Genomic DNA, 24,213 nt, shown 5'->3' with positions numbered 1-24,213 from the left:
TATGGCAAAGAAACAAATATCCGATCCCATTACTCAAGGTATCAATTCGATAACAGATGCAGATATTCCAAAATCTGCTTCTCCTTCAAAATTAATAGACAAGCTCAAATTAAAACTGCAAAACTTCTTCAATAATGAAAAAATACAATCTTTAAAAGATTTTATCTCTGTCAAATATGCCAAAATCAAACAAAACAAAAAAATATTCTTCTCTACAATCAGTATCGTAGCCGTATTGATTGTAGCAACAATCATTTTAATTATTGTTTCAATTCTTCCAAGCCATCCAAGCACTCAAAACATCCCAGCAAAAAATAAGAATTCAAAAATAGAAACGCCCCTCCCTCAAATTCCAAAACTTGAGACCAAAATACCTGAAATTAGCGACAAAAGCCTTGACAATCTGATTAAAAAAGCTAACATTCTCTATAATAACGGAGAAAAAACAGAAGCGTTAAATATCTTTAGCAACATCGCTTCCTTTTCCCAATCCATTGCCAACCACAACCTTGGAGTTATCAAGCTCAAAGAAAAAAACTACGCTGATTCCATCGCTTCATTTGACAATTCTATTTCATCAGGAGAAAATATCAGCGTCAGCGCAATCGATGCGATGGTAAGCGCCTATTACCTAAAACGCATCGATCTGTATAATTATTATTTAAAACTCGTCAATTCCCATATATCAGATTCTGATCACGAACCATTTTATTCTTATCTATACGGACTGGCTCAATACTACAATGGCTACTATTTTGAGGCTTTATCCCCACTGTTAAATCCCAATTCTGAAAGCTTCAAAGAGCAAAATCATCGCCTTGCTTCCAAAATATTCCTAGTATTTAACGACGACTACAACGCTTTAGCGCATCTGCAAGAAATTGCTGCTCCAAAAGATTATAAATCTTTAGGTCTTTTATATGCTAGAGTTGGGGAATATGGCAAAGCAAAGAGTTACTTATATAAATATTTAAATGCCAATTCAGATGACCTTGAAGCTTTATTGGCAATCCAAATCATTGATTTGAAACTAGGAAACTTTGCTGCAGCTGCAAGTGCGCTTGAATCAATAGCAAGCAACAAAGATGTGGCCAAAAAAGCTATGGAAACCTATCCAATCAAAGTTATCTTGAATCCTTCCTTATTTGATGTCAATCTTGCCCAAGAGGAGTTTTGGCATCGCAGTTTTGAAATTCAAGAAAAAATCCCCTATAAAATTATCTTTTATTACGCTCCTTTCCGCGTTTTTGATGTCCAAGAGGCTTTAAAAATGATCAGGGAAGGGGGAGTGTTTTCAGATATCAGAAATATTGAAGAAGCAAAAAATACGCTAGTTCGAGGAGGAACGATCTCAACTATCAACAAAAATATAGCCAAAGCTCTCATTGAACTCAATAAAAACAATATTCGAGACGCATTAAAATATCTTAAAATTTCAGCTAAATCAAATCCCAATCACGCTGTGCTTCATTATAATATAGGTTTAATTTATGCACAGATGGAAGACTTTCAAAATGCTTACAATCACTTTCTAAGAGCCTATCACCTCAACAGCTACGATATCACTTCAGGTCTGTTTGCAATTATAGCTGGCGATTTTATTTATCAAGATACAACCCGAATTATGCACCAAATATCTCAAGATTTTGAAAGCATTCCTTTCAAATCCCAAACTCAAAAAAAATTCCTTTCCTCATTCATAGGCTATCTAAACAATAATATTGATGATGATATGGATTGGATAGAGCAGGCTCAAAAAAAATTTCCGATTTATTACGCCCTAAAAGCAGCTTATGGCATTAGAAATAAAAATAAAACAGCTCTTCTTGAGACATTTTCAAAACTCAAATCCATCTATCCTAAAGACGTCGTTTCAAATGTTTTATATGAACTAGCCCATAGTTATGACACCAATCTCAAGCAAGTTGCCCTCAAACTCCATAATTTATTCCTCTCTGATAAGCTTGATTTAAGTAGTGTCTATTACGGTCCAGCTTTCACAAGAGAACTTTATGTTTATATCGGATTTATCACAGGATCCCTTGAAAATCAAGAAAGAGATTTAGAGCAAAAATTAATTTCTCAAACCGATACTCCAAATGGCATTCTTCAAACAATGGCCTTAATCAATATTTACCAGCATAAATTTGAAAAAGCCTATACTCTTTATAATACTTTAATTGAGAATCTTAAAGAAAATGACGCTCAAACAAAATTTTTTGCTGCTGTAAGTGCCATTGGAGCAAATCATCCTGAAAATGCTGTATTATTACTCCAACTTGCCAAGATGGACTCTCCAACTAATTATGAAAGCCGTTATGCACTAGGTCTTCTTTACCAAGAAATAGGGAATTTTAAAGCTGCTGCCGCTCATTATAATTACATTTCTGTGGCAAACTTCAAATCAGAATTTTTTGATTTCGATATTGATACGAAAAACTCAAAGGCAGCTCAAAACAATGAATAAGCAGGCTTTAGATCACCTCAATCCCTCTCAACTCCAAGCAGTTGAGCATATTGATGGTCCTATGCTTATTCTTGCAGGAGCAGGAAGCGGGAAAACCAAAACGCTTACAACTCGCTTGGCTTATTTGATTGATGAAGTCGGCATTCCCTCAAATACGACCTTGACTTTAACCTTTACAAATAAAGCGGCTTCAGAGATGAGGGAGCGGGCATTAAAACTGATTGAAAACAACACAAATCATCCCCCTCTACTATGCACTTTTCATAAATTTGGGCTTTTATTTTTGAAATTCCATATCCATTATTTAGGGCGAGAACCAAATTTCATTTTAATTGATAGCGATGATAAAAAAAAGATTTTAAAAACTCTTGATACAAACCTCCCTATAGGATATATTGAATCCCAAATTTCTCGAATGAAAAATTCGCTCACCTCTCCTGAAGATGCCTTAATTGCAGCACAAGACAGACATCAAAAATTCATCGCTGAAACCTATAAAAAGTATGTTCATTACTTAGAAACAAAAAATATGGTAGATTTTGATGATCTTTTAAGCTTAAGCTATAAAATTTTAGATGATAATCCTGATTTGGCTAAAGAAACTAGCAATCGCTATCGATACATTATGGTTGATGAATATCAGGATACAAACTATTTACAATATTGCCTGCTTCAAAAACTTTGCTCTGCACATCAAAATCTTTGTGTTGTAGGAGACGACGATCAAAGTATCTATGGATGGAGAGGTGCTGATATTGCCAATATCTTAGAATTCAAAGATAATTTTGAAAATGTAAAAATTATCAAATTGGAACAAAATTATCGCTCAAGTACGCAAATTCTAAGCATAGCAAACTCTCTGATCGCACACAATGCCTCAAGGTTGGGCAAAGAACTCCAAAGCATCAAAGGAAATGGGAAAGAAATCACTCTTTTTCACTCTGCAGATGAAACCGAAGAAAGCAATAAAATTTCTAAAGAAATTAAAAAATTATTAGATCTTGGCACAAATCCTGATGAAATCGCAATACTCTTTAGACTCAATGCACTCTCAAGAAGCATCGAAGAAGGATTAAACCGAGCTAAAATCCCTTATAAACTCATTGGGGCTATGCGCTTTTATGAACGTGCTGAAATCAAAGATATTTTAGCCTACCTACGATTCATCATCAATCCAAACGATGATTTTTCACTTTCTAGAATCATTAACAAGCCCAAAAGAGGCATAGGAAAAATCACTCAGGAAAAAATTTTTCAAATCGCTCAAGACCACAATGCATCAGTTTATCAGGCTTTCAAATCTGACTATCTTGAAAAAACAATCAATGAAAAAACGCTCCAAACCCTCATAGATTTTTTTTCAACCATTCAAGATTTAAGAGAATATCTCTCTATCTCTGTGCTTAAATTTATTGATGAATTCATCTCTCAAATTAATTTGAGTGGCGAGATTGAAAATTCCAACGAATCTATTGATCGAGTTTCTAACATTGAAGAATTTTACGGAATGTTTCGCGACTACATCATTCAATCTCCGATGAATTCTCTGCAAGACTTTCTAAATGACCTATCCTTAAGTAGCGATGCCGATACTCAAGGTGAGGGTTATATTTCGTGTATGAGTGTTCATTCTGCTAAAGGACTTGAATTTAAATATGTCTTTATCGTAGGCTTTGAAGAAGGTTTTTTTCCTCTAATTCGAGAAGAAGGTGATATCGAGGAAGAAAGAAGGCTTGGCTATGTCGCTTTTACAAGGGCTAAAGACGAACTTTATATTTCCTTTGTAAAATCCAGATTCTACAAAGGAAAACGCACTGAACTTGAAAAATCTAGATTTCTTCAAGAAGCTGGTTTGATGGGAAAAAAACAAGAGATTTCAAATGAAACAGGGTTTCAAAAAGGGGATTTAATTTCACATAAAATCTTTGGTTCAGGAAGAGTCATAAGCATTGATGGAAGCGGTAAAAATGCCAAGCTTAAGATTAATTTTGGCGGGCTTCAAAGAGATATTCTTGCTTCTTTTGTTCAAAAAGAAAAGATAAATGATTAAAACACTTTTGTTATTTTCACTATTATTTTCCAGTCTATGGGCATCACAAAATATGATACAAATCAAAGACTATTTAAATAACGCCTATCAGAAGCAATATAAAAATTATGGTATCGAGATTACAAATATTTCTATAACCCTTCCTTCAAATATTTCTATAGACAATTATCAAATCCACTCCCTGAGTCTTGATTCAAAATACTTGAATAAAAAGAATGGTGCCCTAATTTTAAACGCTTCAATCAAAAATTCCTTGTTAAAAATTCCTGTTGAATATCAAATAGAGGCTTCCATCATTGTTTATCGAGCCGCATCTCCAATCAAAAAATTCCAAGATATCAATGACGCCAACACTCTAAAAGATAAAATTTCTTTAGACAAAATCACCCAAATCCCAATCACAAGTCTTCAAGTCAATCAGATAAGTGCAAAATCCTATATCCCTACAAACGCCATCATCACGCTTGATAAAATTCAAGCAAAAATCTTAATCCGTAAAAATGATGCTTTTATCGGTATCATCAAAGACAATCATATCAATTTGGAAACGACACTAATTGCCAAAGAAAATGGCTCAAAAGATCAAATCATTAATGCCATCAATCCCGAAACCAAAAAAATTATCCGCGTCAAGGTGATCAATGAGGGCAAAGGAGAAATATTATGAAAATGATTGTAGGCATCAGCGGAGCGAGCGGAGTCAGCTTGGCAATTCGATTTATCAGGTACATTCCAAAAGAGATTGAGCTTTTTGTAATCATCTCTGAAAGTGCTAAAGTCGTAGCCCAAAAAGAAATAGAAAATGAAATAGAAGCCGCTCTTGATTCCATCATCAAAGATGGTAGGAAAATGTTTTTATTCGATGAAGATGAAATCGGAGCCAACATCGCTTCAGGAAGCTTTGGCGTCAATGCTATGGCAATTATTCCCACAAGTATGGATATGTTGGCAAAAATTTCTTGTGGCATTGCTGATGAACTGATTTCAAGGTGTGCAAGCGTGATGATCAAAGAACATAAAAAACTTTTGATTGCTCCAAGAGAATTGCCACTTTCTGCCATTGCCCTAGAAAATATGCTCAAACTTTCACGCTTAAATATTATCATTGCACCGCCCATAATGGGCTATTATGCTAAAACAAAGGATTTGACTTCTATGGAAAATTTCATTATAGGGAAATGGTTGGACGCTTTAGAAATCCAAAACAATCTTTACCCAAGATGGGGAATGCACCAATGAAAAAAATCGCTATTTATCCAGGCACTTTTGATCCAGTTACCAACGGACATTTAGATATTATCAAACGAAGCGTGGAGCTTTTTGATAAAGTCATTATCGCTATTGCCAAATCAAGTTCCAAACATCCTATGTTTAGCCTCCAAGATCGTAAAAAAATGATGGAGCTTGCCACAAGCCATCTTACCAATATAGAATGCGTTTGTTTTCAAAATCTTTTGGCCAACTTTGCCAAAGATAACGGAGCCAAGCTTATCATTAGGGGTCTGCGCGTAGTGAGTGATTTTGAATACGAACTCCAAATGGGCTATGCTAACGCATCTTTAAATGAAGAATTGGACACCATTTATTTTATGCCTACTTTAAAAAATGCTTTTATTAGCTCTTCAATTGTTCGAAGTATTTTAGAACACAATGGCAAAGTATCCCATTTAATCCCAGAAGTAGCTTACCAACACATACTCAAATTAAAAGGGCAAAAATAATGTATGTTGCACTAGAAGGAATCGATACTTGTGGAAAATCCACACAAATCTCACTGCTTCAAAAAACTTACCCCGATGCTATCTTTACCAAAGAACCTGGAGGAAGTAAGATAGGGATACAAATTCGAGAGATGATTTTAAGAGAAAATAACGTTTTTCATCAAAAAAATTCACTTCATTCGCAAAATTATGGTCATTACAATGGAGATAATCAAATTGATCATAAAACAGAATTTTTATTATTTCTTGCTGATCGCGCCGAACATACCGCAAAAATCATCATTCCCAATCAAGATAAAATCATCTTTTCAGATAGAAGCATTGTATCGGGTATCGCTTATGCAAAACAAATCCCCCAAGCAAAAGAATTGAATCTATTTGCCACAAATTCAATCGTTCCTGATTTGATCATTATGCTAAAAATTAATCCTGACACCCTTGCTTTCCGACTCTCACAAAAATCTAACGACTTTATCGAATCTAGAGGCATTCCCTATCTCCTTGAAATTCAAAATAATATTGAAGCCACCGCAAAAGATTTGGGATGTGAGCTTGTAATCATACAAGCTGCTCAAAGCAAAGATTCCATTCACACTCAAATCAAAAAAATCATTGATTCAAAACAATGAAATGTGTCGTTTGTGGCAAAATTTCATTCAATCCGATTTGCTCAAGATGTTTTTTTGAAATAAAAATCACCCCAACAATGCGGGTTATTGAAGGGGTAAGCATTTACAGTTTTTATAATTATAGTGATGTCTCAATTCTCATCAAAAGCAAATATTATGTTTTTGGAAGCAGAATTTTAAAAATTCTTTCTGCAAAAGCGAGTGATTATTTCTTCAACTCTCATCTAAAATCCTCACTTTGGAAAGAAACTAATCTCTATGGAATAGGTATTGATGATTGTGTCAGGAGTTACTATTCCCATACTGCAGTGATTCTCAAAGAATTTTGCCGTTATGGATTTAAGCCTGATTATGGAAAACTTCAAGCAAAAAATAATCTCCAATACGCTGGAAAATCACTTCAATACCGCCGCCAAAATCCAAAAAATCTATTTTTTAAGGGGAGTCATTCCAAGAATTTTTTCATCATCGACGACATCATCACTACAGGAACAACGATGAGCGAAGCGATAAGAGAGGTAGAAAAATCAGGCTCAAGAGTATTTTTCTGTATTGCCTTATGCAATGCAGAAAACTAAAAAGAATAACCTATTTCAAATCCATAGACAATCGTATTATTTTCTGGCTCCACAAAATAGTCGGCAAGCATCCCACCCTTATATGCTGCTAAAACATTGGATTTACCTATCCCCCAATAATCAAATGTTCCTTGAATAAATAAAAAAGTTTTTTTGGTCACAAAAAACTCTGCGCCCAATGTGATCCTAGAACCACTGCCATTGGCTTGGATAAAATGCAAGTTATTGTCATAACCAATATCCCTAAATGCAGATGTATTGCTCCCTAGAAGCATTGCACGAAGTTCCCCATCAAGCTTAAACCTGATTTTCTTATTCAAACGTACTTTGATTCTTGCACCAATGGGCATATAAAAATAAGATTGTTTCCTTGAATAAGCGCTGGTGTCCCTGATTTGGTTATTCAAATACCGGTAACCCATCCCGAGATAGAGACTAAAATATTCATCTATTCCATCTCCAAAAATAGTCAGTCCTACCCGATAAGCAATACTTAAATAATAATCGTTTGATTTTGCAATCAAAGGTATTGTTGTTTTTTGACCCAAAAAATCAGTCATTTGAATGGCCCCATTATAAGTATTCTTACCGATATCTGTGGCATAATAAAATTCAAGATCTGATTTTATAAAAGAATTAAATTTAATTCCCCCTACAGCTCCAATGGTATACATAGGTCCAGAGATAGACATCACGCTAGGTTCTTTATAAGAATAATGCTGAAATCCTGTTTTTAAATAGCCATAGGGCTCAAATCCAAACAGGCTATTTGTAAAATCCTCAGCATTTAAAGCTAGACCAAAAAATAAAAATATGCGAATGAATCTGAACTTATTTTTCAATTTCTTTCTCTAAACCTTCCACTCTGTCATTCAAAATATGCATTTCCTTGCTCATTTGCGCAGTGGCTGTTATTTGATTGAGCAGAACATAAATATTAATCATTGTCAAAAGAACTGCAAACATACCGATAAAAATAACAATTCTAACAGCTTTCCTTGCTGCATTCAAAGCAAGATCTGCCTTTTCAAACTCAGTCATCATTTTCCTTGTAAAATTTTAAAATTATAAAATACATTCTTAAGCAAAATTGCAAGCCCCATTCCAATCACTGATACAACCACAATACAAGCACCCACACTCAAATCATAAATATAAGAAATAAAAAAACCACTCCACATAAAAATCAATGACAATACCCACGAAAACAACATCTGAAATTTTAAAGAAGATACAAACATTGTTGCAATATAAGCAGGTATGGATAAAATTGAAAGCACCAATATCAAGCCAGCTGCACTCATACTCATCACCACACCCAAAGAAACTAGAACAAAAATAACAATATTAAAAATCTGTACATTAATCTTTTTTAATTGACAAAATTCGCTATCATAAAAAATACTCAAAAGCTCTCGATAATAAAATATTACAAAAATAAGCAAGACAATATCAAATATAGCAATACTGAGGATATCATTTGGAGCAACAGCAATAATAGAACCAAAAAGATAACTCGTAAGATCACTCCCATAACCAGGAGTCAGATCAATCAAAATAATCCCGATTGCCATCCCAAGAGCCCAACTTGCAGCGATAAATGTATCGATCTTATCCTTATATTTAAGTGTTGCATAAACCATCAGTAATGCCATTAACACGCCTGCAAGTGAAGCACCTAAAGTCGCATTAAAACCAAAAAACAAGGCAACCCCTACCCCACCAAAAGCACTATGAGCAACTCCTCCGGTCAAAAATACTGTTTTATTTGAAACAACAATGGAACCGATAATTCCTGCACAAATGCTGATCAAAAAAGAGGCGATCAATGCATTTTGAATAAAGGAATAAGACAAAAGCTCCATCATTTGAATAACGCTTTATTTATAAATTTTCAAGCTCTTCAGGAGAAAGATCTTTATAAAATCTTTCCAAATCAAATTTGACACCCAAATAAGCTGCAATTTCTTGGGAGTCATTCAAGGCATTTTGAAGACAGCTTGTCGCTCCAGGAGAAGGAGTCATATTGAAAGTAATCCCCTTGCCCGTAGAAATTTTTTTCTCCCCAAGTTCAAGCTTTCTTTTTGCTCGATCTAAAACCTGTGGTCTCACTTCTCCAAAACCTTGGGCATATTCCAAATCTTCCAATTTTAATGATGGGATAATTTTTTGTGCATCTTTAAGGAATTTTCTTTTTCCAAAAAATGGCATTTCAAAAATCATATTTTTAAATACATAATCACGAATCTCTTTATCAGAGAATAAATCAAGTGCAATTTTAAAAACTTCTTTATTTAAATCCATTTTTAAAAGTTCCATACTAATGCCTCCAAGCCAATGCTTATTCCTCTCTAATTTTGGCATTGTAAGGGCTGTGGGTCCGATTCTTGTCTTACCCTTGATCGCTACATCAGGATCCCCATGAACGGCTGCAAATGGAAGTTTTGGATTTTGAACCGTATAAACTTTGCCTCTTAATAAATCAGGGACAAAATAAAAACTTCCTGCGACAGGCAAACAACCCAAATCCATCCCATATCCCATCGACTGAGCTAATGGGAGGGAATAAGAACCAGCATTAACCAATACAAATTTAGCATAAATTTCATCAGAATTTTCAGATATCAAGGCATAGCCATCTGCACGAGGCTCTATTTTTTTAACCCGAAAATTCAAAAATACTTCATTATTTGGATTGAGTTTTTTGGATTCTTCGACAAAATTCTCACTTAAAAGCCCAAAATTCATTGCACACCAATCTTTCTTAAATCCTGATCCGACTACATTCTCACTTCTGTCTGTACCATCTGCACGCAAAATGACCTTAGGTTCAAGCTCTTTGATTTTATTTTTGTCAAAAAACTCTAGATTAGGAAAAATTTCCTTAAAACTTTCGTGACGCTCTGTCATAAACCTACATTCGTTTTCCCCTACCCCGATCGCCATTTTTTGATTCTCAAAAATCACTTTATTTTGTAAATTTTTATTCAAAGCATAATGTCTAACCTTATAGGCAGAAAGCTTAACTTTTTTAGCCTTTTCAACTGTGTAATTCGTTTCAATCGAACCATCGTGAATTGTTTGGGAATTTGCTTTTGCGCTTGAACTTACTTTTGCAAGTCGATCGCATTTTTCAACAATGGCAATCTTTTTAATATCACTATATTCACTCATCGCATAAAAAGCTGCGCAACCAGACACGCCTCCCCCAATAATGACAACATCAAATTCATTTTCCATTTTTACTCCTCAAATTGCAAATTTATCAAGCAGATCAACCTCACATATATGCCCGTCTGTATCCAGATTTATTTTTGGAATTTTATGCACCACCACTTCTCTATTTACATAAAGAACTCTTGATGCATATCCCAAAAGTATAGATAGGTCATGGCTTATTACAATTATAGTATGATTGAGGTTAAACGTCTTTAATATTTTATAAATTTCTTTTTGCGCCTTAATATCAATACTTGAAGTTGGCTCATCCAAAATGATCAGTTTCGGATTGCCACAAAGCGCACGAGCTATCAAAACCCTTTGCCTTTGCCCACCTGAAAGATTAGAAATTCTTTTGTAGGCCAAATGGAGCACCCCTAATCTTTCAAGCATATCAAGTGCAGCAAAAGTTTCTTCTTTTCCCATTCTACACCCAAAAAGCTTCCGCTTTAAAAATCCCATTTTTACAACATCAATAGCCTGTATCGGAAAATCGCTGTTAATAGTAGTATCTTGTGGTACATAACCGATCAAGCTTTGGGGGTTAAAAATAGAACGATTGGGATAAAAAACGCCACCTTTATTGGGCTTATTTAAACCAAGCAAAATTTTAATTAAAGTCGTTTTACCCCCACCATTTGGACCAATCACTGCTAAAAAATCACTTTCATCTACAGAGAAATTTACATTTTTTAAAACATACTCTTTGCCATAACGATAGAATAAATCCTTACATTCAAGAAGTTTGCAACTCAATGATTTTTCCCTTGCGTAGCGATTGTACGACATATATATAAAATGTTGTTTTCCCAATCTTCTTTTAAAGGATCAAGCTCTAAAATTTTAAGTTTCAAATCATTGGCTAAAGAAGTGATGTGTTGTTTAGAAAATTGAGGCTGTATATAAATGACTTGAATATGTTTTTGAGTAATAAGTTTCCTCAATGCAACCATCTGTTTTGTCTTTGGGGATTTGCCTTCATTTTCAAGGGTAATCTCTTTCAAACCATATTCTCTTGCTAAATAACCAAAAGCAGGATGATAGACGACAAAAACTTTCTGAGCCCCGTTTTCAGAAAATATAGCCTCCACTTCAGAATCAAGATGATCAATCTCCTTTAAAAATTTCTCTAAATTTTTTTTATAAATCAAATTCCTTGAGGGATCAATCTCAGATAGAGCTTCATAAATTCTATGGGCTTGAATTTTGGAAAGCTTAACGGACATCCAAATATGTGGATCGTGCCCTTTATGGTGTTTTTGCGTGTGATCATCTTCTGAATGTTCCAAAAGATTCAATCCTTTGGACAAATCTAGAAATTTCATCGACGGATTCACGCCCATAAAACGATCTTTCCACACTCTCTCAAATTCCATTCCAACCCCTAAATAAATAGAAGCATCCTTGATTTGCCCAATCTGACTTGGAAGCGGTTCATAAGTTTCAGGGCTCCTGCCATCAGGAACCATAGCAATAGCATTCGCATAATCCCCAGCAATTTTTTTAACAAAATAAATTTGTGGGATCACGCTCACAATTACATTTATTTTACCCGCTCCCCAAGAAAATCCCAAAAAAATAAGGATAAAGATTAGAACTCTCACTATTGCCCTTCAGATAAATCGACGCTTAAAGCGTAATCATATAAATCAGACATTCCTAAAACCCTGTCAATCAGCATTTTAGATCTAGAAAAAATGCCATTTTTCTCTTTTCCAACCCAAAGGGTTGTGATCACAACCCCACCAAGTATATTTTGCTGTTTTGAAAACATCTTTGAAGTAGAAATACTCCAAGCACTATGGGCTACCATAGCTTTGCCTTTGTAGGTTCCGATATAAAGCATAATATGCCCCTTCAACCACAAAATTGTCGCAAATGGGGTAGCGTGTTTAATGATATATTGCTCTTTTTCTTTGGCGCTGTATTGGCTCAAATCAATCATATTATTTGCATATTTAACCTGCGATGCGGAATTTCTAGGTAATAATATCCCAAAATTTGCAAAGCTATCCCTTGTGAATGCTGAACAATCTCGATTTTCAAGTATCCCTCCCCAACCATATCTTTGCCCCATCATCGCATTGATGACTCCGGCCATAGAATCAGCATCTATCTTTTTGGGAAAAGCACTAAAATCCGAATCATTAATCTCTGGTGGAATCAATAGTGCATAACCATCGATATTTTTTTTATAAACATAAACTTTTTTAACGTTGCTTTTTTCGACTTTTGTCTTATCAGCAGGTTTGATCGCAAAAATCTCTCCAATACGTGCTTGGGTCAAAAATTCCCCTTTAGAATTATACAAAGGGATTTTATCTCTGTTAGGAACAACATAATTCTTTAATGACAATAAATAATCAATATCTTTTTGATGTATTTTGGCAATATCACTTGATTTTACCCAACCATACACAAAACTGCTTTGAATATGAACCCACTCTTTAGAAAGATCATAATGGGTAATCAAAACAGGCGTCCCTTGAAATATCAAAGAATTTTGCCACCGATCAAAAGGATATCCGCTTGGAGAGTTGTATCGAGGTTTTTCACTTGGAACAGCACGAACGCTAGTATCAGTTGTAATAATGGCTTTAATCGAAGCACTGGGATAATTCTGTATATCCATATCTTTATAAATCTCAGTTGTATATTCAAGAGGATTTTTTTTAAGATTTTCGCCATAACCAGGATTTTTAAGCAAAGAGGGTGCTACCCAAAACACTTCATCTTTATTCTGATCGACTTTCATACTTGTCCAAGGAGAAAACCAAACTTTCAAATAATTCTCTTTCAAATCCTGTAAAACCTTTGGAGATAAGCTGATATTCTCTCCTTGTTGGATATAAAAACTTGCATCTTGAGGTAATGACAAATCTGCCAAAGGAGCATCTTTGCTTGCGCACCCTATAATCAAAAATGTCAAAATTGCTAATAAAAAGATCTTCATATTGCACCAAAAATTTCTTGATAATTTTGCTCATTAAAACCTATAATAACTTTATTGCCATCAAATTGATCAATAATGGGACGCTTAAGTAATAACGGATTTTCATAACAATACTCTATCTTGCCATTCAAATCCAATTCCATATTTTTAAGTCCCAATCGCTTATAAGTAGTGCCTTTAGAATTCAAAACAATATCAATTCCTTTAATCTGAACCCATTTTTTTATATCATCCAAACTAGGTTTGAGAATTTTTAAATCTATAAATTCATAAGAAATATTTCTAGCATCAAGAAAATTTCGTGCTTTCTGAACGCTACCACAATTTTTAATTCCATATAATCTCATTCTGATTAACCTTTGTCAAAATTCTAGCATTTTTTATTCAACAGATACTTTAAAATATTGTTGTATTAAATGCTTTACTCCCTTTTCAATCATATTATAAACACATTCAAAACCCTCATTATTTTTATAGTGATAAGGATCAGGAACATCAGCATTTTCTAGTCCAAACTCACCCAGTTTGCGAATCTTTGAACGATCAAATCCCATTTCAAGCAAATCTCTGACATTGGCTTGATCCATTGCAACAATAATATCAAATACGCTGTCTTCATACACGCTCACTTTCCGACTCCTAAAACCAGAAATATCAATGTGGTGTTTTTTAGCAACCAAAATTGAACCCTCACAAGGAGTCTCACCATTATGCCATCCAGAAGTTCCTGCCGAATCTATGCTTGCTACCAAGCCAAACTTTGAAACATAATGCTTTGCTATCGCTTCTGCCAAAGGCGAGCGACATATATTTCCTAGACATACAAATAAAATATTCATTTCCTACATTTTCCCTAAAATTTTAATGCCAAAATTCCATAAAATGGAGCTATTTTCAAGTATAATACAAAAATTTATATTAAATTTCAAAGGATACCAACGGTGGAAGATACGCCTCAAATTGCTCAAATGCAAACTTATTTGTTTCCATTTTTGGCTTCGGCAATATTTTTACTCCTTCATTTGATTGTTTATCGGGGTTTATTCTATCAATTAAGCAACTTAAAAATAATTCGAAATTTTTTAAAACTTTTCACATTTTTAAACTTCTGTGGCACTGTGGCTTATATGTTTTTAAGACAATTCCCACTTGTTCCACAATGGCTCTACCTGCTTATCTCAATCTCAATCGGTGTTGTATTTTCATTATTTGTCTCTACGATTATTTACCAATTTCTAAATATTTTTATACACTTCATTACAAGCAAAAATAAACGAACGGCTTATCGCAACTACTTACAACGAATCGTCATTGTTCTCTCAATGATTTATATCGGTTATGGAATCTATAATGGCGAATCTAATCCGATTTTAAAAAAAATCTCCATTCCTCTTGCTAACCTTAGCTCACCCTTAAAAATTGTGCAATTAAGCGATACCCATATCGGCGGTCTTATTGAAGAAAGTCGCGTTAAAAAAATGGTTGAACTCGTAAATGATCAAGATCCTGATCTTATTGTGCTTACTGGGGATATTGTGGATACAAAATTAAAAAATGTCCTCAAAGCAGTTGATGAACTAAAAAATCTCAAAGCAACTTATGGAGTTTATTATGTATTAGGGAATCACGAATATTTACACGATATTTATAATATCATTCAAAAAATGAAAGATTTAGGTTTCCACGTTCTCATCAATCAAAACTCCCTAATTTCTAAAAATGGAATTCCCCTAATCAATATTGCAGGAAATGCCGATCTAATGGGCAACCGTATGGGCTATTTGCAACCTAATATTGATAAAACTTTCGAAGGTATCCAAAGCAATATCCCTACAATCTTGCTTTCACACCAACCAAAAATTATTGAAAAAATAAAGGATAAACCTGTTGATATTATCCTAAGTGGTCACACTCACGGCGGACAAATTTTTCCTTTTAGTTTAGCTGTTTTACTGCAACAACCTTTTTTAATGGGACTGCATAAAATTGAAAATGACCGCTTTTTATACATCAATCAAGGAACTGGATTTTGGGGACCCCCTATGAGAGTGGGCTCACATTCAGAAATTACACTGATCAATCTATTTCCAAAACCATAAAACTTTCATTCTTTAATAATTTCTAAAGCTTTCAAAAAACTCAAACGATCTAACTGCATTCCTGATGTCATATTTTTAAGTGTGATGGTCTTTGTTGCGTATTCTTCATCTCCAATCACAACTACAAATTCGTGTCCCCTGCTATCAGCATAACTAAATTGTTTTTTAAGCTTATTGATTTCGGGATAAACCTCTGTAGCAACTTGACTATGCCGAAAAGATTCAGCAAGTTTATGTGCAAAACCAAAATAGGATTCACTCATACAGATAATCAAAACCCTCGCGCTAGTTGATTTTGCACTCAAAAGTCCAAGTTCATCAAGACCTGCTAAAAGCCTATCAATCCCTATGGAAGCTCCCACGCCGCTCATATTTTCTTTCGAAAAAGTTCGTGTAAGATTATCATATCTTCCTCCTGAGCATACGCTTCCAAGATTCTTTAAGCGGTTTAAAGTAGTTTCATAAACGATGCCTGTATAATAACCCAATCCTCTAGCAATTGAAAAATTGACCCGATAAGTATCGGGATCCATTTCTAGTTCTGCGAAAATTTCAAAGAGTTTTTCAAGCTCTCCAATCCCTTTTTTAAGTGCATCATTCCAATCTTTGAGATACCTTATCTCTGAAAAAAACTCATCGCTCGCACCAATTTGTTTGATCCCCATAACATTAAGCAAACCTTCTATCTTTTTATCAGGGATGCATAATTCTTTTTTTAATTCCTCACAAACACCATCTTTGCCTATTTTGTCTAATTTATCAATAACTCTCAATGTAGTGTCAATATTTTTTTTATCCTCTATCCCAAAATACTTACAAATTCCATTTAAGATTTCTCGATGGTTGAGCCAAACTGTGAATTCTTCAATATCCAAAGAAACCATCGAAGCATAAATAACTTGGATAATCTCGGCATCGCAAGCAATGCAATGGCTACCGATAAAATCAAAATCACATTGGGTAAATTCACGATACCTTCCTCTTTGTGCTCTCTCCCCGCGAAAAACATTCCCGATCACATAGCGCTTAAAGGGCAAACCCACCTCATTGTGATATTGCGAAATAAATCGTGCCAAAGGCACGGTTTGATCAAATCGCAATGCAACATCTCTGCCCCCGTGATCTTTAAACCGATAAAGCTCTTTTTGTATCTCTTCACTTCCTTGTTTGACCAAAATATCAGCATATTCTAAATGAGGGGTCTCAATCGGGACAAACCCAAAACTCTCAAACACCTGAGATACTTTTGCCAATAACCTTGCTTTTGCCATCGCCTCTTTGGGCAATCTGTCTTTAAATCCGCTTAAAGTTCTAGGAACAACCAACATCCTTGAGTTTCTCCAAATTTTTAATCAGTGCTTGAATTTTAGCCACTTTAGTGTAAAATTCAGTTTAATTTAAACTCAAAAAGAGACCTTCAATGAAGATTTTACTGCGTCTGCCAAACTGGCTGGGCGATGCCGTGATGGCAACCCCTGCATTCGAAATGCTTAAAGACAAATTCCCAGAAGCTTCTTTTAGTATTATAGGAACACAAGCAGTATGCTCTTTATTTGAGAAAGATCCACGCATCAGTTCATTTTTTATCGATGAAACGAAAAAATCAAAATGTCGGATTTTAGCCACTTATAAATTTGCTAAAAAGATTGGAAAATATGACATTGCCATTACTTTTACTAACAATATTTATTCAGCAATGCTTCTATTTTGGACAAAGACTCCTTTGAAAATCGGCTATGCAAAAAATTTTCGTTCATTTTTTCTAAGCCATCCCATAAAATTTCAATCAGGTATCCATCAGGTATTATCCTATTGCAACCTCTTGATGCCTTTATTAAACCAAACTCAAAGCCAAATTGCCCATAATGCCCCAAGCCTCAAATTGATTGCCTCCAAAAACAAGTATTTTTCTCAAACAAAAGTAAAAATAGGCATCAATCCTGGTGCAGCATTTGGAAGTGCAAAAAGATGGCTCAAAGAATATTTTGCCGAAACAATCTTGTCTCTAATACAAAAAGACTATGAAATTGTCTTATTTGGAAACCAAAGCGATATAAACGCAACCAAAGATATTATTGAAATCGTGAAGAAACTTTCCACCCACCAAGAAACAATCAAAAATATCATCGATTTAACAGGTCAAACCACGATTTCCTCACTAATAGACAATATCGCCACCCTTGATTTATTCATTACCAATGATAGCGGTCCGATGCATATCGCAACAGCACTCCAAATTCCTCTCATTGCAATATTTGGTCCCACAAATGATCAAGAAACCTCTCCGTGGAAACACCAAAATGCCATCATTTTAAACAAAAAACTCAAATGCGCCCCGTGCAAAAAAAGAACCTGCCCGCTAAAACATCAAAATTGTATGAAACTCATCACGCCTGATGAAGTGATTGCACAAGCTAACAAACTTCTCAATAGGAATAAACGATGAAAATTGATTTTACAAACTCAAGCCCTCTGACCAAATATAAAATACTCAGCAACTCCATCACGCCAAGACCGATAGCTTGGGTCAGCACGATGGATGAAAACGGGGTGATCAATCTTGCCCCTTTTAGTTTTTTTGCTCCCATCAGTTCTGATCCGATTGTGTTTTCCATCTGTATTATGCCCAAAAGCGATGGTTCACCCAAAGATACACTTAAAAATATTATCAAAACTAAAAAAGCTACGATTTGTATGTGTGATGAAAAAAATCTAAAATCTTTAAATCAAACCTCTGCAGAACTCGAATATGGAGTAAGCGAAGCGATAAAATTTCAAATCGAACTTGAAGTTGCAGAAAGTAGCTATCCTCCCATAATTAAGGGAAGTCCGCTTGCTTTTATGTGCAATCTTTATGAGATATTAAAAATAGGCGAAAACTCCAAACCAATTCTTCTTGAAGCTTCAAAGTGCTTTATTGATGACAAAATCTATCGACAAGATCTCAACTTTACTCTAAAAAATGTTGGTAGAGTTGGGAAATATTATCAACTTCCAAGCTCTTTGATAGATTCTAAAAGTCTTTGATCAAGCCGCCATTGATCCTTGAGCAACATAATCAATCATTTCTAGCTTTTGTACAAGTCGGCTAATCAAGCCTTTCATTTCCATACTTAAACGATCATTTCTTATAATTTTGTTGAATTCATCAAAGCTTAATTTTGGACTTTCCTTTGCCAAAAAATCCACAGCTATCATATCGTTATTATTAATGATATTTTCATTTTTAAGCACTTGTGCCATTGAAACAAAAGAATTTAAATCTTTAAGCCCGCCTCGAACCTGATCTTTTATTGCAACTATATGGGCATATTCTTCAGAAGGTGAAAAAACATCTTTAGGCATTCGATCATTGACAATCCCATCAGAGGAGTTTTTCTCAATGTTATTGGCAACAGATGGAGAAGGTAAAATATTTTGGTGATAACGACTAGAAAAAATATCTCTTAAGCTACTATGATTATTTTGAATATCCATCACTCTCTCCTTAAAAACGATATTCTAAGGAGAAGCAAAAATTATGCCATCATAAAGGCGTTTCCTTATGGCTTAACAGATTATAGGCAAACCGAATTTCACACAACTTTTTAAAAGATTCGGTTGCAAAACTTTTATTTAAATTTTTAACATCTAAAATATTTTGCTTAGCAGACAAAACTAAGTCTTTAAATTTCTCTTCCAATTCCTGTTGCGAAAAATCCTCTTGCATTCCAAAAATTTCTAAAGCTTTGGAACGATCCATTGTTATTTCTAAACCATTTTGGGCATCAAAATCATCATAAATCTTATTAAAATCTTCATTGCTCAACTCTAAAAAAGCAGCGACATCAATAATATTTTCTTTTTCTTCTTCATTTAATTTACCATCGGCATAAGCTAATGCAAATAAAAATTCCACAAATTTCAAACGTTTTTTATATTCTCCATAAGTAACTTGTAAAAAATCCTTGCATAATCGCTCAAGACTATCAAGATCTTTGGAGTTATAAATTTCCTTTAAATTCTCTGCAGCATTCTCCACACCAGACATTTGAAGACCCATATCTTTAAAAGTTGCATTGATCAAGATTTCTCTCATCATTGATTGATTATCCTGATTTAATGTTTTGGAAATAATAGCAACCATAATCCCAAATTCAGTTTTTCTGATTTTATCAAAAGGATTCATTTGAATATAGGGATCTTGAGATAAATCATACTCTTGGGTCTCAGACCTTAAATCTTTAGACTGAACTGAAATAGGATTTTTGAGATACTCCTGTAACGTGACATAAAGATAATAGACAACAACCCCTGCCAATATTAGTAAAATAATATCCATATTCTTCCTTTAATGATTTTTAAGTTTATTTTTCAATTCTCTTTTTCTTTTTTCTTCACGCTCCAAATTGGCTTTATGCAAACGAAGTTGCTCTTCTTTTTGTTTTGCCTCCAAGGCCAATCTGCGTTCGCGTTTCTTTTTAAGCTGCTGCATATAGTCTTCCCGTTTCTCTGGAGATTGGAATTCAATCGGTTTCATCAGTAAAATAAAAAGCATAAAAATAAATAAAACCAATGCAATTACAGCCGAATTCTCTCCGCCTATATGATACCAGACACCTCCAATGAAAGAAGCTGCCAAGACTTTTAAAAATATCTTCATAAGATAACCTTGATAAAAAAGCCAGACATATGATAAATTATATAAAATTAACCTTATTTTTATGCAAATGCAACCCAATTTTTCTATAATCTTTCTCACCCATAGAAATCAAAACAAGTTGGGGTAAAAATAACGTAGGAACAGGGTCAAAATCCCTTTCATAAAGTTTGGATGCCTTTTTAGAGTAAGTATCAAACATTTCAAACTGCCCCATTGAAGCACTCAATAAAAAATCAATTCCACAATCAATAGCTTCATATCTGATAGCACCAGATTGTTTCAATGCAGAAACCCGATTCACTTCAAACAAATGCGCATAAGATTCGTTCTGAAAGGTTGTTTGGTATCTCTTTAAAGAAATTTTTTCAAAAAAACCATCATAGCAAAGCTTGCCTACCGCACTTGAAAAAGAACCCGCAAAAAGCACGGTACCAAAACCATTAAATCCCTGTGCAACATTCCATATAAATTCATTTACAATCATCTCATTGAGATACTTTATCTCTATGTTGCGATCATAACTCAAAGCATATTCCTTGAGTTTTTCGTTGATGCTCTCAACCAAGGCATCATCTGAATTTAAAATTTTCTTAGCATATGCTGCGTTAGCATAAGCATCTTCATCACATAGAAGTAAAATAGCCCCATTCTTGTGTGCAAGAGCCATATTGTAAGCATTGGCAAACAAAAATTTTTCATAGTCACAAAAATGTCCCCAATACCCTCCATCAAAACAGAAATTTAAATCCAAAGTTTCTAGTCCGATTTTTCCCAACAATTCGCGCGCACTGATAATAAGAGGTTCAAAATTCCACCCTTTTTCATAACCGTTAAAAATTGCATAAGTCGGCTTTTTAGTGGCTTTTTGGGAATTTTGATTAGAAGGAAAATAATATTTTGAATCGATATCTCGAGAAAAACTACTCCATTCATTCCCCGCAAAAGGACATTTTGAAGCCTGTGTAAGCATTTTTTGAATTTCAAATATTTCCTTGTCTATTGCATCGTTTTCAGGATGAACAAAACGCTTCACGCTCACAAAATTCATCACACCATTTTTTGCGTCTGCAATACTTTTAAGCAATCTTTTAGCCTCTTTTGGATGACGCCCAAAAAGCCATCTCACATAAAGAAAAAATCCATCTCCGTAATAATCAGGGTTCCTTTGAGGAGAAATAAAATTAATATTTATAAATTTTAAAAATTCTGCTTTTTCTGTCGAAGTTAAAAAATCTCCCGCTTGAAAAAAAGCGCTATAGAAGCTTAAAACTGCTTGCTTATCAATTAACAAATCTTTAAAAGCATATTTAATGGAAATTGGCTCTAAAATCCATTCTTTGCCAAACCTCTCCACTAAATCATCAACCTTTAAATCATCAAAAACTGCTATACCATTTATTTTTAAAGCAATATCTTTATCGTATTCAAAATCTCTTAAAGACAATGAACCTAAAATTTTTGATAATAAAAAATTCTCTTCATAATCAAAATCACATTTTTCATAGAAAGGGTTGTAATCTTTTTTAGCATCAAATCTAAAAACACTCAAGTGAAGTTTATGAATACTCATTTAACAATCCTTCATAAAAAAATTAAGCTTTAGACTTTTTTGATTTTACCACAAAATAAAAGAAAATATTTTGTTTATATTTAACTTTTTCCATTCTTTTGAAGAGCTTTCATTATTTCTCTATTTTGTGGATTGGATAAAATAGCCTCCATAGAATCCTGCATAGCCTCTTCATCAGAATTTCCAAAGACTGAACTCATATCATAGCGATTAAACAACACAATATTTTCATCTTTTCCGTCTTTTATAATGACTTGAATGATGCCTTCTAAACGAACGCTTACGACACTTCCTATATTATTTTTACCAAAACCGGCCTCAAATTCAATGCCATCTTCAAAAACCCTAAGGCTCTCAAAAGTATAGCCCGCCAAAACAAACAGTACAAAAGGTCCGAATTTTTCAAGAATTTCTTTTGGAAGTAAGGGCTCAAAACTCACTTTGGACAAGTCGCACAAAATACAAAAATTCAGATTATTCTGAGCCAAAAAACTTATATTCTCAAAACAATGCTTGTTGCTTAACTGATTATATTCCCCTAAAACACTCATTAAGCACCCAGCCTTTCAAATTCTTTAAGCATCCGTTCAACTTCACCCATTCCAATCTTCCAAAACTTTTCATCTTCAATGTCAAATCCAAATGCCCTAACCATATCTTTAGGGCTTTGACTACCTCCCTTACTCAAAAAGTCGATATAAATTGCAACAAAGTTTTTATTACGCCCGCTTTTATAAAGCCCAAACAAAGCCAAGACAAGCAATTGTCCATAACTATAAGCATAGCAATAAAAAGGAGAATGAATAAAATGGGGGATATAACTCCACCATCTATCATAATTTTTTGTTAATTTCAGGCTTTTTCCAAACATTTTTTTATTTTCTTCCCGCCAAATCCTATCAAAATCCTCAGCCTTGAGTTCATCTTCTTCCTGATGGATCCTGCGTTCAAAATTTGTCATTACCGTCTGTCTGAAAAGCGTTGAAAAAATATCTTCCAATTTGCTCGCATAAATGGCGCGGAGCTCTACATCAGAAAGATCACGCTTCAAACTCTCAAATAAAAGCATTTCAGCAAACACTGAAGCGGTTTCTGCCGTGGTTAAAGGAGTATCCATATTTAAATATCCCACACCTTTACTTAATTCCTGATGAACCATATGCCCAAATTCGTGCGCAATGGTAAAGGCATCTCGCCTATTACCCGTAAAATTAAGCAAAACATAAGGATGAGCGCTTGGCACCGCTCCGTGACTGAAAGCACCTCCTCGCTTTCCCTCTCTAGGATGGGAATCTACCCAGCCTTTTTCAATTGCCTTTGAAGCAATCTGATGGAACAAGGGAGAAAAGTCTTTAAAAGCTTTCAAAACCCATTCCAAAGACTCTCCATACCCGACTTGAATATTTTCACCTAAAATAGGTGCATAACGATCATAATCTTTAAGCTTATGGCCCAAAAGTTCAGATTTGATTTCATAATAACGATGCACCAAAGAAAAATTTCCATTCACGATTTCAATCATACTATCAACGCTTTTTTGAGTAATCTGATTGTCAATATGCCGAAACGATTCTTTTTTCTCATAATGGCGTAGTTTTGTAGCAATATGCAAATCTTTGCGCACCATATTTAAAATATAGGTCAATAAAAAACTCGACTCCTTAAGTGCGACACTAAAAGACTTTTGAGCTTTTTTTCTTGTCTTTCTGTCTCTATGGTGCAAAAGAGCCAAAACTTCCTCTTCACTCAAATTCTGTTTTTTATAAGCGACTTTCAAAGAGGATAGATATTCATCAAATAATCTTGAAAAAGCCCCTACTCCAACAGGCGATGTAGCCAAAAGCACTTTTTCTTCAGGTAACGAAAGCTGATGGGTTTTTTTCTCTTTAAGATTCTGCAAATAATGAGCGTATTTTCCATTTTTTTGAATCAATTCCTTCTGCTTTTTTGAATCCAACTCACAAAATTCGATTTCAAAAAATACAATATGTTCCTCAATTCCATTAACAATCAACTCATATTTTGCATAAAAATCCCCTTTTGAAGTATCAGAGGCAAAAACCAAAAAAACATAAGTCATTGCCTTAGAAATGCTCTCCACTATGCTTTCATATTCTTCAAGTGCCTTTTTAAAGTCCAAAACAGAAAGCAAGCCCAAATGGGTTGCGTATTTCTTTTCATATGCTTTAGCCTTTTTATTTGTCTTTGAAAGATGGCTTTCAAGCTCTGCTACATTTTTAAAAAGAGCGCTTAAATCCCATCTGTGTTCAATTTCTTCAGTCATA

The 24,213-nt window shown here is 34.3% G+C and carries 26 protein-coding genes; 10 read left to right on the top strand and 16 right to left on the bottom strand.

Going from position 1 to position 24,213, the window contains the following annotated elements; translation table 11 throughout:
- The first annotated feature begins 1 nt into the window (after position 1).
- Genes BKH41_RS05495 through BKH41_RS05465 form a run of 7 tightly spaced genes read left to right on the top strand, consistent with a single transcriptional unit; the run spans position 2 to position 7,445 of the window.
- Positions 2 to 2,467: a tetratricopeptide repeat protein gene (locus BKH41_RS05495; RefSeq protein WP_095297790.1), complete on the top strand. Its 2,466-nt coding sequence runs from the start codon at positions 2 to 4 to the stop codon at positions 2,465 to 2,467.
- Positions 2,460 to 4,517, top strand: coding sequence for a UvrD-helicase domain-containing protein (locus tag BKH41_RS05490; protein ID WP_095297788.1), 2,058 nt, complete (start codon positions 2,460 to 2,462; stop codon positions 4,515 to 4,517). Before BKH41_RS05495 ends, BKH41_RS05490 begins: the two co-directional genes overlap by 8 nt.
- A complete protein-coding gene (gene flgA, locus BKH41_RS05485) occupies positions 4,510 to 5,184 on the top strand; it encodes a flagellar basal body P-ring formation chaperone FlgA (protein WP_095297786.1) in 675 nt (224 codons plus the stop codon). Before BKH41_RS05490 ends, flgA begins: the two co-directional genes overlap by 8 nt.
- Positions 5,181 to 5,756 carry a UbiX family flavin prenyltransferase gene (locus BKH41_RS05480; protein WP_095297784.1) on the top strand — a complete coding sequence of 192 codons (576 nt, stop codon included), beginning with the start codon at positions 5,181 to 5,183 and terminating at the stop codon, positions 5,754 to 5,756. Before flgA ends, BKH41_RS05480 begins: the two co-directional genes overlap by 4 nt.
- Positions 5,753 to 6,238, top strand: a complete 486-nt coding sequence (gene coaD / locus BKH41_RS05475) for a pantetheine-phosphate adenylyltransferase (protein ID WP_095297782.1) — start codon at positions 5,753 to 5,755, stop codon at positions 6,236 to 6,238. The genes BKH41_RS05480 and coaD overlap by 4 nt, the downstream gene beginning before the upstream one ends.
- A complete protein-coding gene (tmk, locus tag BKH41_RS05470; RefSeq protein WP_095297780.1) occupies positions 6,238 to 6,867 on the top strand; it encodes a dTMP kinase in 630 nt (209 codons plus the stop codon). The genes coaD and tmk overlap by 1 nt, the downstream gene beginning before the upstream one ends.
- A complete protein-coding gene (locus BKH41_RS05465; RefSeq protein WP_095297778.1) occupies positions 6,864 to 7,445 on the top strand; it encodes a ComF family protein in 582 nt (193 codons plus the stop codon). Before tmk ends, BKH41_RS05465 begins: the two co-directional genes overlap by 4 nt.
- On the opposite strand, the gene BKH41_RS05460 is transcribed toward BKH41_RS05465, so the two are convergent.
- Genes BKH41_RS05460 through BKH41_RS05420 form a run of 9 tightly spaced genes read right to left on the bottom strand, consistent with a single transcriptional unit; the run spans position 7,442 to position 14,456 of the window.
- The gene (locus BKH41_RS05460; protein WP_095297776.1) at positions 7,442 to 8,287 is read right to left on the bottom strand and encodes a hypothetical protein; all 846 of its coding nucleotides are present in this window, start codon (positions 8,285 to 8,287) and stop codon (positions 7,442 to 7,444) included. The two genes, BKH41_RS05465 and BKH41_RS05460, sit on opposite strands and share 4 nt — an antisense overlap.
- On the bottom strand, positions 8,277 to 8,486 hold the full coding sequence (locus tag BKH41_RS05455) for a DUF5408 family protein (RefSeq protein WP_095297774.1): 210 nt from the start codon (positions 8,484 to 8,486) through the stop codon (positions 8,277 to 8,279). The genes BKH41_RS05460 and BKH41_RS05455 overlap by 11 nt, the downstream gene beginning before the upstream one ends.
- Positions 8,486 to 9,313, bottom strand: a complete 828-nt coding sequence (locus tag BKH41_RS05450) for a metal ABC transporter permease (protein WP_095297772.1) — start codon at positions 9,311 to 9,313, stop codon at positions 8,486 to 8,488. Before BKH41_RS05450 ends, BKH41_RS05455 begins: the two co-directional genes overlap by 1 nt.
- Before the next feature lie 16 nt (positions 9,314 to 9,329).
- Positions 9,330 to 10,685 (bottom strand): FAD-dependent oxidoreductase, encoded by a 1,356-nt coding sequence (locus BKH41_RS05445; protein WP_095297770.1) that lies wholly within the window; start codon positions 10,683 to 10,685, stop codon positions 9,330 to 9,332.
- 9 nt (positions 10,686 to 10,694) lie between these two features.
- On the bottom strand, positions 10,695 to 11,420 hold the full coding sequence (locus BKH41_RS05440; RefSeq protein ID WP_257875418.1) for an ABC transporter ATP-binding protein: 726 nt from the start codon (positions 11,418 to 11,420) through the stop codon (positions 10,695 to 10,697).
- Complete coding sequence (locus BKH41_RS05435) at positions 11,417 to 12,268, bottom strand: zinc ABC transporter substrate-binding protein (protein WP_180762743.1); 852 nt, start codon at positions 12,266 to 12,268, stop codon at positions 11,417 to 11,419. The genes BKH41_RS05440 and BKH41_RS05435 overlap by 4 nt, the downstream gene beginning before the upstream one ends.
- Positions 12,268 to 13,617 carry an SH3 domain-containing C40 family peptidase gene (locus tag BKH41_RS05430; RefSeq protein ID WP_095297764.1) on the bottom strand — a complete coding sequence of 450 codons (1,350 nt, stop codon included), beginning with the start codon at positions 13,615 to 13,617 and terminating at the stop codon, positions 12,268 to 12,270. Before BKH41_RS05430 ends, BKH41_RS05435 begins: the two co-directional genes overlap by 1 nt.
- A complete protein-coding gene (locus BKH41_RS05425) occupies positions 13,614 to 13,964 on the bottom strand; it encodes an arsenate reductase family protein (protein ID WP_095297762.1) in 351 nt (116 codons plus the stop codon). The genes BKH41_RS05430 and BKH41_RS05425 overlap by 4 nt, the downstream gene beginning before the upstream one ends.
- Positions 13,965 to 13,997: 33 nt before the next feature.
- Complete coding sequence (locus BKH41_RS05420; protein WP_095297760.1) at positions 13,998 to 14,456, bottom strand: low molecular weight protein-tyrosine-phosphatase; 459 nt, start codon at positions 14,454 to 14,456, stop codon at positions 13,998 to 14,000.
- Positions 14,457 to 14,558: 102 nt separating this feature from the next.
- Here BKH41_RS05420 and BKH41_RS05415 point away from each other — a divergent pair, with 102 nt between their 5' ends.
- A complete protein-coding gene (locus BKH41_RS05415; protein ID WP_095297758.1) occupies positions 14,559 to 15,716 on the top strand; it encodes a metallophosphoesterase in 1,158 nt (385 codons plus the stop codon).
- Between the two features lie 5 nt (positions 15,717 to 15,721).
- Here the strand turns inward: BKH41_RS05415 and hisS are convergent, their stop codons facing one another.
- On the bottom strand, positions 15,722 to 17,041 hold the full coding sequence (gene hisS, locus BKH41_RS05410) for a histidine--tRNA ligase (protein ID WP_180762752.1): 1,320 nt from the start codon (positions 17,039 to 17,041) through the stop codon (positions 15,722 to 15,724).
- 95 nt (positions 17,042 to 17,136) lie between these two features.
- On the opposite strand from hisS, the gene waaF reads away from it, so the two are divergent.
- Together waaF and BKH41_RS05400 are read left to right on the top strand one after the other, a co-directional pair.
- Positions 17,137 to 18,162, top strand: a complete 1,026-nt coding sequence (waaF, locus tag BKH41_RS05405; protein WP_095297754.1) for a lipopolysaccharide heptosyltransferase II — start codon at positions 17,137 to 17,139, stop codon at positions 18,160 to 18,162.
- Entirely contained in the window at positions 18,159 to 18,743 is a 585-nt protein-coding gene (locus BKH41_RS05400; RefSeq protein ID WP_095297752.1) for a flavin reductase family protein, read from the top strand. Before waaF ends, BKH41_RS05400 begins: the two co-directional genes overlap by 4 nt.
- Here the strand turns inward: BKH41_RS05400 and BKH41_RS05395 are convergent, their stop codons facing one another.
- The 6 genes from BKH41_RS05395 to BKH41_RS05370 all read right to left on the bottom strand — a co-directional run bounded on the left by BKH41_RS05395 (position 18,744) and on the right by BKH41_RS05370 (position 24,212).
- A complete protein-coding gene (locus BKH41_RS05395; RefSeq protein ID WP_095297750.1) occupies positions 18,744 to 19,193 on the bottom strand; it encodes a hypothetical protein in 450 nt (149 codons plus the stop codon).
- Positions 19,194 to 19,242: 49 nt separating this feature from the next.
- Positions 19,243 to 20,037, bottom strand: a complete 795-nt coding sequence (locus tag BKH41_RS05390; RefSeq protein ID WP_095297748.1) for a TerB family tellurite resistance protein — start codon at positions 20,035 to 20,037, stop codon at positions 19,243 to 19,245.
- Between the two features lie 9 nt (positions 20,038 to 20,046).
- A complete protein-coding gene (locus BKH41_RS05385) occupies positions 20,047 to 20,358 on the bottom strand; it encodes a hypothetical protein (RefSeq protein WP_095297746.1) in 312 nt (103 codons plus the stop codon).
- A gap of 37 nt (positions 20,359 to 20,395) precedes the next feature.
- The gene (locus BKH41_RS05380; protein WP_095297744.1) at positions 20,396 to 21,928 is read right to left on the bottom strand and encodes a DUF5644 domain-containing protein; all 1,533 of its coding nucleotides are present in this window, start codon (positions 21,926 to 21,928) and stop codon (positions 20,396 to 20,398) included.
- An 80-nt stretch (positions 21,929 to 22,008) separates the two neighbouring features.
- Complete coding sequence (locus BKH41_RS05375; protein WP_095297742.1) at positions 22,009 to 22,479, bottom strand: hypothetical protein; 471 nt, start codon at positions 22,477 to 22,479, stop codon at positions 22,009 to 22,011.
- On the bottom strand, positions 22,479 to 24,212 hold the full coding sequence (locus BKH41_RS05370) for a M3 family oligoendopeptidase (RefSeq protein ID WP_095297740.1): 1,734 nt from the start codon (positions 24,210 to 24,212) through the stop codon (positions 22,479 to 22,481). The genes BKH41_RS05375 and BKH41_RS05370 overlap by 1 nt, the downstream gene beginning before the upstream one ends.
- Position 24,213 lies beyond the last annotated feature (1 nt).

This window comes from Helicobacter sp. 12S02232-10 (genome assembly GCF_002272895.1).
Classification (GTDB): domain Bacteria; phylum Campylobacterota; class Campylobacteria; order Campylobacterales; family Helicobacteraceae; genus Helicobacter_J.
Note: the sequence above shows the minus strand (reverse complement) of the source record. Positions and strands in the feature narration are given on the sequence as shown.